At 70.5% G+C, this 12,330-nt stretch carries 11 protein-coding genes; 10 read left to right on the top strand and 1 reads right to left on the bottom strand.

The features are described 5' to 3' along the window. Nucleotides 1-104: 104 nt before the first annotated feature. Nucleotides 105-695 (bottom strand): HNH endonuclease, encoded by a 591-nt coding sequence (locus DN069_RS31725; RefSeq protein WP_111506698.1) that lies wholly within the window; start codon nt 693-695, stop codon nt 105-107. 282 nt (nt 696-977) lie between these two features. On the opposite strand from DN069_RS31725, the gene DN069_RS31730 reads away from it, so the two are divergent. The 10 genes from DN069_RS31730 to DN069_RS31775 all read left to right on the top strand — a co-directional run bounded on the left by DN069_RS31730 (nt 978) and on the right by DN069_RS31775 (nt 12,322). Then, complete coding sequence (locus DN069_RS31730) at nt 978-2,057, top strand: mechanosensitive ion channel family protein (RefSeq protein ID WP_111506690.1); 1,080 nt, start codon at nt 978-980, stop codon at nt 2,055-2,057. An 82-nt stretch (nt 2,058-2,139) separates the two neighbouring features. Then, nucleotides 2,140-3,189, top strand: a complete 1,050-nt coding sequence (locus tag DN069_RS31735; RefSeq protein ID WP_111506691.1) for an ABC-2 transporter permease — start codon at nt 2,140-2,142, stop codon at nt 3,187-3,189. 172 nt (nt 3,190-3,361) lie between these two features. Next, nucleotides 3,362-4,555: an ROK family transcriptional regulator gene (locus DN069_RS31740; RefSeq protein WP_111506692.1), complete on the top strand. Its 1,194-nt coding sequence runs from the start codon at nt 3,362-3,364 to the stop codon at nt 4,553-4,555. Nucleotides 4,556-4,679: 124 nt separating this feature from the next. After that, nucleotides 4,680-6,041, top strand: a complete 1,362-nt coding sequence (locus tag DN069_RS31745; RefSeq protein WP_243639994.1) for an ABC transporter substrate-binding protein — start codon at nt 4,680-4,682, stop codon at nt 6,039-6,041. A 149-nt stretch (nt 6,042-6,190) separates the two neighbouring features. Beyond that, nucleotides 6,191-7,198, top strand: a complete 1,008-nt coding sequence (locus DN069_RS31750; RefSeq protein WP_111506693.1) for a carbohydrate ABC transporter permease — start codon at nt 6,191-6,193, stop codon at nt 7,196-7,198. A gap of 21 nt (nt 7,199-7,219) precedes the next feature. Further along, nucleotides 7,220-8,125 (top strand): carbohydrate ABC transporter permease, encoded by a 906-nt coding sequence (locus DN069_RS31755; protein WP_111506694.1) that lies wholly within the window; start codon nt 7,220-7,222, stop codon nt 8,123-8,125. Continuing rightward, complete coding sequence (locus tag DN069_RS31760) at nt 8,125-9,393, top strand: 6-phospho-beta-glucosidase (protein ID WP_111506695.1); 1,269 nt, start codon at nt 8,125-8,127, stop codon at nt 9,391-9,393. The genes DN069_RS31755 and DN069_RS31760 overlap by 1 nt, the downstream gene beginning before the upstream one ends. An 80-nt stretch (nt 9,394-9,473) precedes the next feature. Continuing rightward, nucleotides 9,474-10,508: an N-acetylglucosamine kinase gene (locus DN069_RS31765; protein ID WP_424556349.1), complete on the top strand. Its 1,035-nt coding sequence runs from the start codon at nt 9,474-9,476 to the stop codon at nt 10,506-10,508. A 106-nt stretch (nt 10,509-10,614) separates the two neighbouring features. Further along, complete coding sequence (locus DN069_RS31770; protein ID WP_133260103.1) at nt 10,615-11,703, top strand: hypothetical protein; 1,089 nt, start codon at nt 10,615-10,617, stop codon at nt 11,701-11,703. A 28-nt stretch (nt 11,704-11,731) separates the two neighbouring features. Beyond that, nucleotides 11,732-12,322 (top strand): flavodoxin family protein, encoded by a 591-nt coding sequence (locus DN069_RS31775; protein WP_111506697.1) that lies wholly within the window; start codon nt 11,732-11,734, stop codon nt 12,320-12,322. Nucleotides 12,323-12,330 lie beyond the last annotated feature (8 nt).

Below are 12,330 nucleotides of genomic sequence, written 5' to 3' on the forward strand. Positions count from 1 at the left end.
CGCTCCCGCAGGTCGTTGCACTGTCCAGCGGCGCGAGGCTCTGGATAGTGCAACGACCTGCGGGAGCGCACCGAAAGCAAAAGCCCCGGTGAGCGTTCCGCGTGTTACGCGGTGAGCTCGGCCGGGGCCGGTGGGGGGAAGTCGGGATGGTGGTGTGACATGGCGCGCCCAGACGCCAAGTGGGCGAGCTCCTCCGCCGTGCCGTAGGGCTCGAGGTAAGGGCGCCACCGCGGGTCGCGGTGTCCCGTGCCGATGATGCGCCAGGCCAGGCCCGTGGGCGGAGCCGGCTGGCGCTTCATGCGCCACCCGAGGTCGGCGAGGTGGCGGTCCGCCTTCACGTGGTTGCAGCGGCGGCAGGCTGCCACCACGTTGTCCCACGCGTGCTGGCCGCCCCTGCTGCGCGGCACCACGTGGTCGACGCTGGTTGCGACGCCACCGCAGTACACGCAACGCCCACCGTCGCGGGCGAAGAGCGCGCGACGCGTGAGCGGGACGGGCCCGCGAAAGGGGATCCGCACGAACCGGGTGAGCCGGACGACGGATGGAGCGGATATGGCTGTGGTCGCGCTGTGCATCAGTACCCCGGTGTCCTCGAGGCTCACCGCCTTCTTGTCGAGGACAAGCACCAGGGCGCGTCGTAGCGAGACGACGCCCAATGGCTCGTAGGACGCGTTCAGGACCAGAACATGCGGCACGAGGGCCTCCCTTTCCGCCGACGGCGCGTGGCTCGCGCCGGGACGACCGATCACCCAGGCGTGGTGATCTCCTGACAGTGTCGCCGCCGAAGTGGCCGGGGCGCCAGCATCACCGGAGATCCGTCCGGGTGTGTGCTCCCCCACACCGGAAGCCCACAGGGGCTCTATGCCCACAGTCACCGCAGGTCAAGCCCGGTCACACAGGGTCAGCCCGGAAGACGTGCGCAAAGTGCGCCGCGGGAGCGGCACGGCGGGTTCCGCGGGGCTCGGTAGTCTGGGCGGATGTCCAGCCAGAAACCTCCGACCGCCGCGACGAGCCCCTCCAGCGGGCCGACGAACGTGCACGCGACCCTGCAGCAGGCCGACCAGGCCGTCAGCTACGTGAGCAGCCACTGGACGGGCTGGGTCACCGACGGCCTGCGGATCCTGTTCATCGCGGTCATCGCGATCGTGGTGCGCGCCGTCGTGGTGCGACTGATCGACAAGCTGGTCGAGCGGATGGTGGCGAGCCACCACCACGCGGCCCACAACGCCCTGCTCAACGGGCTGCTGGCGAACGCCGAGCGACGCCGGCAACGGTCCCAGGCGATGGGCTCGGTGCTGCGCAGCGTCGCGTCCTTCGTGATCCTGGGCACGGCGGCGATCACGATCCTGCCGGTGCTGGGCATCAACCTGGCACCGCTGCTGGCCAGTGCGGGTGTCGCGGGCGTCGCGATCGGCTTCGGCGCGCGCAACCTGGTGACGGACTTCCTGTCCGGCGTCTTCATGATCATCGAGGACCAGTACGGCGTCGGCGACCAGATCGACACCGGCGTGGCCACCGGCACCGTGCTGGAGGTGGGCCTGCGGGTGACCAAGCTGCGCGGGGCGGGCGGGGAGATCTGGTACATCCGCAACGGCGAGGTGAAGCGGATCGCCAACCTGAGTCAGGGCTGGGCCACGGCGAACGTGGAGATCCCGCTCGGCTACCACGAGGACCTGGACAAGGTCGAGAAGATCATCGTGGCTGCGACCGAGAACATGGGCCAGGAGGAGGAGTGGGCCGAGGCGCTGTGGGAGCCGGTCAAGGTCCTCGGCGTCGACTCGCTCGACGCGACCGCGATGATCATGCACGTGCAGGCCAAGGTGATGCCGGGCAAGTCGCTCGGCGTCAGCCGTGAGCTGCGGCGCCGGATCAAGGAGGCCCTGGAGGCGGCCGACATCCGACTCGGCGTCGTGCCCCCGCCGGCCGACGCCGTACCGGCGCAGCGGGCGACGCCGTCGGACATCGGCGCGCCCTCGGCGCTCGGGGACCCGAACAGCGCGCAGTCCCGGGCGACCGCCCCGATCCCGGGCCTGGACGACCCGGCGCAGCAGAAGTAGTTGTAACTGGCATCAATCTCGAATCCGTTGTAAAGTACAACTTAGCATCAGTTGTACTTTACAACCTTTGGATGGGATCGAGATGTCCGAGCGCGCCGCACTCCGCAAGGTGCTCACGCACCTGCTGCTGCCGATACTCATGTGCATCGGCATGGGCCTCGCGTACGAGAGCGCGTTCCACGCACCCTCCCCGCACCACATGAAGGTCGCCGTCGTCGGCAGCGGACCGCAGGCCGACGTGCTGGCCCAGACCCTCAAGGACACAGCCGGCGACGCCCTCGACGTCAGTACCATCGCCACCCCGGCCGCCGCCCAGGCCCAGATCATGGACCGCACCCTGATCGCCGCCTACACCCCGGCCGCGAACGCCGCGACCGCGCCGACGCTGACGGTCGCCACCGCCAACTCCGCCACCGACGTCGAGGTCGCACAGAAGATCTTCACCCAGGTCGCCGCGGCGCAGCACCAGCCGCTCACCGTCGACGACCTGACGCCGATGCCCAGCCAGGACCCGACCAACCAGGCGCTCTTCTTCCTGCTCGTCGCGATCAGCATCGGCTCCTACGGCAGCGTCGCGGTCCTCGGCGGCGCGGGCGCCGTGCTGCGGATGCGGACGCGGGCCGCGCTCTGCCTCGGCGTCTCCTTCGCGGTCGCCGTGATCGGCACCGTGCTCGCCGGGCCGGTGTTCCACTTCGTGCAGCACGACCTGTTCGGACTCTTCGGGCTGGCCTGGGTCTACTCCTTCGCCGTCGTGGCGATCGGCACCGCCCTGCACCGCTTCCTCGGCCGGTGGACCACGCTCGGCACGATGCTGCTCTTCGTGATGCTCAACTTCACCTCCTCCGGCGGCGTCTTCCGGCCGGAGCTGCAGAACGGCTTCTTCGCCTCGCTGCACGCGTTCTGGATCGGCTCGGGCTTCGTCGAGGGTTCCCGCAGCCTGCTCTACTTCGACGGCCGGGCCGGGTTCGCGAGCGACGTCTGGATCCTGGTGATCTGGGCCGCCGTCGGCGCCGCCGCCCTCGCCCTGACCGGCCTGTTCGAGCGGAAGGGCCGGCCGACCCCGGCGCTGCTCGCCGCGGAGACGGCGGCCGACCGGGCCGAGGAGCGCGAGGAGGCCGCGGTCGCGGCCTGAGCACCACGAGCAGTGCCCCGGGTAACGCTTCGGTCTCCAACGAGATCGGAGGGTTCCCGGGGCATTGACATCCCCCCACGGCCGCCGTACCTTCCTCGACCAATAGGAAAGTTTCCTAATAGTTCACACCCGTTAGGGTGCTGGGCACGAACGAGGAGGGTGATTCAACGCCATGTCCAGCGGCACCGGCAACCCCTCGCAGCCCGGCACTCCCCGCCTGCTGCGCGCGATCAACGACCGGGCGGCGCTCGAGCTGCTGCTGGAGCAGGGGCCCCTCTCCCGCACCCAGCTCGGCCAGCTGACCGGTCTGTCCAAGCCCACCGCGTCCCAGCTGTTGGCACGGCTGGAGTCCGCGGGGCTGGTCGTCCCCGTGGGCACGACCGCCGGTCGGCCCGGGCCCGGCGCGCAGCTGTACGAGATCAACCCGCGGGCCGCGTACGTGGCCGGGCTCGACGTGTCGTCGGAGCGGATCCGCATCGCGATCGCGGACATCACCGGCGCGATCGTCACCGAGCACCGGCTGCCGCTCCAGTCCCACGTCGCGCCCGGAGACGCGCTGGCCCAGGTCACCACGGCGCTGGACACCGCTACCGCGGCGGCCGGCCTGGAGCGTTCACTGCTGAAGCAGGTCGTCATCGGCACCCCGGGCGCGCTCGACCCGACGACCGGGCTGCTGCGTTACGCGCCGCACCTGATCGGCTGGCAGTCCGCGCACCTGGTGGCCGAACTGACGGAGGCTCTGGGCGTGCCGGTCGCGCTGGAGAACGACGTCAACCTGGCCGCCGTCGCCGAGCAGCGGGTCGGGCTGGCGCAGGGCGTCCAGGACTTCGTGCTGCTCTGGGTCGAGGCGGGCATCGGTGCCGCCCTGGTCCTGGGCGGCCGGATGCACCGCGGTCACACCGGCGGCGCGGGCGAGATCGGCTACATGCCGATGCCGGGCGCGCCACTGATCAAGAACGTGGATCTGGAGACCGAGAACTCCGGCGGTTTCCAGGAGTTGGCCGGTGCGCCGGCGGTGCTGACCCTGGCCGCCGAGCACGGGCTCAGCGGCGCGACCGCGCAGGAGGTCGTGGCCGAGGCCCTCACCCGCGACGAGGAGGGGTTCCTGCGGACCCTGGCCGAACGGATGGCCACCGGCCTCGCGGCCCTGGTCGCGGTCGTCGACCCGGAGCTGGTCGTGCTGAGCGGCCAGGTCCCGCGGGCCGGCGGGGAGCGACTGCGCTCGCTGGTCCAGGAGGAGCTGAGCGGTCTGGCCATCCCCAGACCCCGGCTGCTGCTGAGCGAGCTGTCCGGCCCGCCCGTAGTCGTCGGCGCGCTGCAGACCGCGCTGGCGACAGCACGGGAGCAGGTCTTCTCCACCCACTGACCGCACCACCGACCGCACCACCTTCGGTACACGCACCACCCCCAAGAGACCACGGACCGGCCACGCACCTGCCGCGCCCGTAGCTCAGTGCACTCTCAACCGGTCCGACCCCACTGGAGATCCCGTGTCGATCGTTCAGCCCGGCGTCCGTAGAGGACGCCGAACCGCAGCCGCTCTCGCTGTCGCCGCATCCCTCGCGCAGACCGCCGCCGCCTGCACCGGTCAGCCCAACTCCGGCTCCCAGGGCAACACCGGTTCCAGCGACAAGCCGGTGACCATCACGTTCTGGCACGGCTGGAGCCAGCCGAACGAGCTCACCGCCATCAACGCCAACATCGCGGGCTTCGAGAAGCTGCACCCGAACATCAAGATCAAGGCGGTCAAGGCGGTCTCCGCCGACACCATCACCCAGGGCATGCGCGCGACCGGCGCCAACGCGCCCGACGTGGTCTCCGACTTCTCCACCACCGACGTGGGCAAGTTCTGCTCCACCGGCGCGTGGATCGACCTCAACCCGCTGCTGCAGAAGGACGGGATCGACCCGAAGACCACCTTCTCGCCGGCGATGCTCAACTACACGCAGTACAAGGGCGACCAGTGTTCGCTCCCCCTGCTGGGCGACGCGTACGGCCTCTACTACAACGTCGACATGTTCAAGGCCGCCGGCATCTCCTCCCCGCCGAAGACCTTCTCCGAGCTGGCCGCCGACGCGGTCAAGCTGACCAAGGGCGACGGCTCCCAGCAGCTCGGCTACATGCCGGTGTGGGACTACTACGAGCAGAACACCGGCTACGTCGGCGGGCAGTACGGTCCGACCTACTTCACCTCCGACGGCAAGTCGAACCTGGCCGCCGACCCGACCTGGCCGGCCCTGTTCTCCTGGCAGAAGGACCTGATCAACAAGCTCGGCGGCTACGCGCACCTGGAGAAGCTGCGCACCGGCTACGGCGACGAGTTCGCCGCCAACGCCTTCGACAAGGGCAAGGTCGCCATGCAAATGGACGGCGAGTGGCGCGTCTCCAACCTGCAGCAGGACAACGTGAAGTTCAACTGGGCCACCGCGCCGTTCCCGGTGCCGGACGACAAGGCCTCGACCTACGGCATGGGCTTCCAGACCGGCACGGTCATCGGCATCAACCGCAACAGCCAGAACCAGGCCGCGGCCTGGGAGTTCGTGAAGTACATGACCACGAACACCGACGCGCTGACCACCTTCGCCAACGCGATCGACAACGTGCCGAGCACCATCGCCGCGCTCAAGTCGCCGAACCTGAAGCTGCCGACGCAGTTCCAGACCTTCCTGAACGTCGCCTCGAACCCCGGCTCGGTCACCCAGCCCGCGACGCCGGACGGCGACGCCTACGTGACGATCCTGCAGAACCTCGGCCTGGACCTCCAGTCGGGCAAGCAGACGGACGTGACGGCGGCTCTGCAGAAGGCCGACACGGACATCAACAGCTCCCTCGCCCAGGCCAGCTCCCACTAGAGCCAGAGCCCAGAGTTCAGAACCCAGACCTCCGAACCCAGAGCTCAGAACCCAGAGCCCCGGGCCGGCCGGGATCTCCAACGCCCTGGCCCGGCCGGTCCGGCCCCCTTCTTCGCCCCTCCTCGCTCCTCGCCCGGTGGTGACCGTCCATGAGCAGCACGACAGCCGAGACCGGCCTGTCCCCCACCCCGCCTCGGGCCCGCGCAGGCAAGACCCCGGTCGCTCCCGCGCTCAGGCGCAAGCACCGTCGTGAACTGCGAACGGCCCTGGCCTTCCTCTCTCCCTGGCTGATCGGCTTCGCGATCTTCTTCGCCTACCCGCTGATCTCCACCGTCTACTTCTCCTTCATGCACTACGACGGGTACAACCCGCCGAACTTCGTGGGCGGGAAGAACTGGACCTACGTCCTGACCCAGAACCCGTACTTCTGGACCGCCATGCGCAACACGCTGTGGCTGGTCGTGGTGATGGTCACGCTGCGGGTGATCTTCGGGCTCGGCATCGGCATGCTGATCACCAAGATCAAGACCGGGGCCGGCTTCTTCCGCACCGCGTTCTACCTGCCGTACCTGGCCCCGCCGGTGGCGGCGACCATCGGCTTCGCCTTCCTGCTCAACCCCGGTACCGGCCCGGTCAACCACCTGCTCGGGCAGCTCGGCCTGCCCCAGCCCGGCTGGTTCAACGACCCGAACTGGTCCAAGCCGTCGCTGGTGCTGCTGGCCCTGTGGGGCATCGGCGACCTGATGGTCATCTTCATGGCCGCCCTGCTCGACGTGCCCACCGAGCAGTACGAGGCCGCGTCCCTCGACGGCGCAGGGCCCTTCCAGCGGTTCCGCTACGTGACGCTGCCGAACATCATGCCGATCATCATGTTCGCCGTGGTCACCGGCGTGATCCAGACGCTGCAGTACTACACGCAGGCGATGGTGGCCGGACAGGTCGCCTCCGGGACGCTGTCGGGCTCCGGCCAGAACTACTTCCCCGGCTACCCGGGCGGATCCACCTGGACCGTGCCCCAACTCGTCTACAACCTCGGCTTCCAGAGCAACGACGACATCGGCTCGGCCTGCGTGGTCTCGCTGGTCCTGTTCGTACTCGCGATGGCCTTCACCTCCCTGCTGATGCGCCGGCGTGCCGGCCTCATGGGCGACGACTAGGCCGGAAGGGACCGAGCAACCATGAGCGACACCCTGACCCTGAACCCGGCGCGCAGCGCCTCCGCCACCGGGCCGAAGTCCGCCGCGCACCGTCGCGCGGTGCGGCAGCGGCGCCTCAACTGGATCGCCGTGCACTCGCTCGGCATCGCCGCGGCGCTGTTCTTCCTGCTGCCGTTCGTCTTCCTCTTCCTCACCTCGCTGATGAGCGACAACCAGACGCTCAGCGCCAACGTCTGGCCACAGCACTGGGTGTGGAGCAACTACGTCAACGTCTTCAAGGTGCCGGGCTTCACCGACTGGTGGAAGAACAGCATCGAGTACTCGGTGATCGGGACCGTGCTGACGGTGGTCTCCTCCGTCCCGGCCGCCTACGCGCTGGCGAAGTTCCGCTTCCCCGGCCGCCGGGCGGCGATGATGGCGGTCATCTCGATGATGATGCTGCCGCCGCAGGTGATCATCGTGCCGATGTACCTGCTGTGGACCAACCAACTGCACCTGACCGGCACCATCTGGCCGCTGGTCATCCCGATGGCCTTCGGTGACGCGTTCTCCATCTTCCTGCTGCGTCAGTTCCTGCTGACCATCCCCAAGGAGTACCTGGACGCGGCCAAGGTCGACGGCTGCGGCGAGTGGACCACGCTGCGCCGGGTCGTGCTGCCGATGATCAAGCCGGCCGTCTCCGCGGTCGCCCTGTTCCAGTTCTTCTACTGCTGGAACGACTTCTTCGGCCCGCAGATCTACCTCGCGCAGAACCCCAACGCGTGGACCGTCTCCTACGGTCTGCAGACCTTCCACAGCGCGCACCACACGGACTGGAACCTGACCATGGCCGCCACCCTGCTGGTGATGGCGCCCGTGATCATCGTGTTCTTCTTCGCCCAGAAGGCCTTCATCGAGGGCGTGACACTGACAGGAGTCAAGGGCTGATGAGCCTCAAGCTGGTTGTCGTCGGGGGCGGCTCGACGTACACGCCGGAGCTGATCGACGGCTTCGCCAGACTCCGCGACACTCTGCCCATCGGCGAGTTGGTGCTGGTCGACCCGGCCGCGGAGCGGCTGGAGCTGGTCGGCGGCCTGGCCCGGCGGATCTTCGCCAAGCAGGGCCACCCCGGCGTCATCACCACCTCCACCGACCTCGACGCGTCCGTCCAGGGCGCCGACGCGGTGCTGCTGCAGCTGCGCGTCGGCGGGCAGGCAGCCCGCAACCAGGACGAGACGTGGCCGCTGGAGTGCGGCTGCGTCGGCCAGGAGACCACCGGCGCCGGCGGGTTGGCGAAGGCGCTGCGCACCGTCCCGGTCGTCCTCGACATCGCCGAGCGGGTGCGCCGGGCCAACCCGGACGCCTGGATCGTCGATTTCACCAACCCGGTCGGCATCGTGACGCGGGCGCTGCTGACGCATGGTCACAAGGCGGTCGGGCTCTGCAACGTGGCGATCGGCTTCCAGCGCAAGTTCGCGGGCCTGCTCGGCGTCGCGCCGGAGCGGATCCAGCTGGACCACGTGGGCCTGAACCACCTCACCTGGGAGCGCGGCGTCCGCCTCGACGGCAAGGACGTGCTGCCGGAGCTGATCTCCGCGCACGGCGAGTCGATCGCCGAGGACCTGGAACTGCCGCTGTCGCTGGTGCGGCAGTTGGGCGTGGTCCCCTCCTACTACCTGCGCTACTTCTACGAGCACGACAACGTCGTCGCGGAGTTGAAGCAGCAGGGTTCGCGTGCCTCGAAGGTGGCGGCGATCGAGAAGGAACTGCTGGCCATGTACGCGGACCCGACGCTGGACGAGAAGCCGGAGCTGCTGGCGCAGCGCGGCGGCGCCTTTTACAGCGAGGCCGCGGTTCAGCTGGTCGCCTCTCTTCTCGGCACGCAGGGTGGGGAGCCGTCCGAGCAGGTGGTCAACGTCCTGAACGCCGGCACGCTGCCGTTCCTGCCGGACGACGCGGTGATCGAGGTTCCGGCACTGGTCGACGGCTCGGGCGCGCGGCCGCTCCCGGTTCCGACCGTCGAGCCGCTGTATGCGGGTCTGATCGCGCACGTCACCGGCTACGAGCAGCTCGCCCTGGACGCCGCCCTGCGCGGCGGCCGGGACCGGGTCTTCCAGGCCCTGCTGGCCCACCCGCTGGTGGGACAGCTGGACCTGGCCGAGCAGTTGACGGACCGTCTGATCGCCCACAACCACGAGCACCTGGCGTGGGCGTGACGACCTTGATCACTGACACACCGAACGAGTCGAACGAGTCCGAGGACGACGAGGTCGGGAATCCCATCGGCGCGGGGACCGTGGGAGCGGTCGGGACCGAACTGGTCCCGGGTGTGCTCGCGATCGACGCCGGCAACAGCAAGACCGACGTGGCGCTGGTGACCGCGGACGGAACCGTCCTCGGCACCGCGCGCGGCGGCGGCTTCCGCCCGTACCTCAGCGGCGCCGACGGCGCGATCGACGGCCTGGCCGCGCTCGTCGTCGCGGCCGCGGCGGAGGCCGGGCTGGACGTCAGCGGCGGCCAGGGGCCGCTGGTCACCCACGTCTCGGCGTGCCTGGCCAATGCGGACCTGCCCGTCGAGGAACGGGAGTTCCAGCAGGCCATCGCGGCGCGCGGCTGGTCGCGCACCACGGTCGTGGCCAACGACACCTTCGCGCTGCTGCGAGCCGGCACGGACGCGCCGCGCGGCGTCGCGGTGGTCTGCGGCGCCGGCATCAACTGCGTCGGCCTGCTGCCGGACGGCCGCACGGCGCGGTTCCCCGCGCTCGGCCAGATCACCGGCGACTGGGGTGGCGGCGGCGGCATCGCGTTGGAGGTCATGTGGTCCTCCACTCGCGCCGAGGACGGCCGCGGCGAGCCCACCGCGCTGGCGGCGGCGGTCGCCGAGCACTTCGGCCTGCCGAGCGCGAGCGCGGTCGCCGAGGCGGTCCACCTCGGCGAGGTGGCGGAGGGCCGGCTGCACGAGCTCGTCCCCGTCCTCTTCCGCTGCGCGGAGCAGGGCGACCCGACGGCGGCGCAGCTGGTGGAGCGCCAGGCCGACGAGATCGTCGCGCTGGCCACGGTGGCGCTGCGTCGCCTGGGTCTTCTCGACGCCCGGGCCGACGTGGTGCTTGGCGGCGGCGTACTGGCGGCGCGTCAGCCGCTGCTGATGGACGCCGTGTTCACCCGTCTCGCGGCGACCGCCCCGCTCGCCGTCCCCCGCGTCGTCACCACCCCACCGGTGGTCGGCGCCGCGCTGCTGGGCCTCGACCACCTCGCCACCGCCCACCTCGGCGGCGGCCCGGCCGCCCAGTCCCGCGTCCGCGCCTCCTTCGCGGCGCGCTGGGAGGAGTAGCCGCACCCGCTGCCCGCTCCCGAGCTCGGGGGGGCGGGCAGCGGCACCGCGGGAGCGCGCGGAAAGGTCTGGACAAGGGCGGGGCACGCCGTGGATGATCCCCGCCGTGCCCTCACTCGTCATCGCGATCGCGGCCCTCGCGACGCTCTTCGCCCTGCGCCGCCAGCTGGGACAGGCCCTGCGCGGTCGTCGCAACCTCAAGCTCATCGACAGCTTCCGGCCGGAGGCCTTCGGCCTGGTCCCACGCGCGGAGCTGGACGCGAGCCGTGCGGCTCCGCCGCCGTCGGCGGAGCTGACCGCCCGCAGGCAGGGCATCGCCGACGCGGCCTGGGCCGGTGACTTCCAGCCCGCCGCCGCGTACGTCGCCGAGGCGGGGAACGATTGGGACGAGCGCTGGTCCCGGCTGGAGCTGCTGCAGTACCTGGCGGGCGAGGACGAGACCTGGCTCGCCAAGTGGCGCGCCGACCAGCCGGACAACGCCGACGCCGCCACCCTCCACGCGAGCCTGCTGCTGCACAACGCCTGGAAGGTGCGCGGCGGCGGCTTCGCCAACCAGGTGCCGCCGGAGCGGATGGCGAAGTTCAAGCAGATGCTGCCCGCGTCCATGGAGGCCGCCCGCGCCGCCGCCGAGCTGGCGCCCGAGAACCCCGGCCCCTGGGTCGTGATGATCACCGCCGCGCGCGGACTGCGTTACTCCCACGAGCAGTTCCAGCCGCTCTGGGCCGGCCTCCAGGCTCGCACCCCACTGCACGTCGACGGGCACTGGCAGGCCATGCAGTACTGGTGCGCCAAGTGGCACGGCTCCAACGAGGCGATGATGCAGTTCGCCGAGGCCGCCCTCGCCGCCTCACCCGAGGGCAGCGCACTGGCCGGCACCTACCTGCACGCGCTGCACGAACTGGAGGGCCGCAAGGCCGCCCTGCCGTCCGGCCCACGCGCCGTGCAGCTCCTCGACCGGGTCCGCGTCTGCCTGCTCGCCCTGCCGGCCGACGACGAGCGGCTGCCCGCGCTGCGCCACCTGCTGGCGCACTTCCTGCTCCGGGCCGAGCAGTACGACGCGGCGCTGGAACAGTTCCAGCTCCTCGGCCGCTGGTGCGGCGCCTACCCGTGGACGGACGCCGCGGACCCGATCGCGGAGTTCGACCGCGGGCGCGCCCTCGCCGCCCAGCGCAGCTCACGTTCGCCGGCGGAATAGCACTCCCCCGGCGGCGGTTGCCGCCCCCGTGACCACGCGATCCTTCCTCTTCCTCCTCGCCGGCGCCCGTCCGGACGGCAACACCGAGCTGCTCGCCCGGGCGGCGGCGGAGCAGTTGCCGTCCGGCTTCGAGCAGCGTTGGCTGGACCTCACCGAGCACCGCTTGCCGGACTACCAGGACTCCCGGCACAGCGCCGAGCCCTGGCCCGAGCAGGAGAACGAGGCACTGCTGCACGAGGCGACCCTCGCGGCCTCGGACATCGTGATCGCCTCGCCGCTGTACTGGTACTCGCTCTCCTCCTACGCCAAGCGCTACCTGGACTACTGGTCCAAGTGGCTGCGCACGCCCGACCCCGAATTCCGGTCGAAGATGGCCAGCCGTACCCTGTGGGGCGTCACGGCGATGGCCCACCCCGAGGAGGAGGTCGCCCGGCCCCTGGAGCTGACGCTCCACCACACCGCCGCGTTCATGGGCATGCGCTTCGGCGGCGTCCTGCTGGGCAACGGCTCGCGCCCGGGCCAGGTGCTGGACGACGAACAGGCCCTGAAGCGCGCCAAGACCTTCTTCGCGACCGAGGCCCCGCTCGCCCGCTTCCCCTACGAGAGCGAGCGCCCCTGACGCTGGCA

It is taken from the genome of Streptacidiphilus pinicola, from assembly GCF_003258295.1.
In the GTDB taxonomy this organism is placed as follows: Bacteria; Actinomycetota; Actinomycetes; order Streptomycetales; family Streptomycetaceae; genus Streptacidiphilus; species Streptacidiphilus pinicola.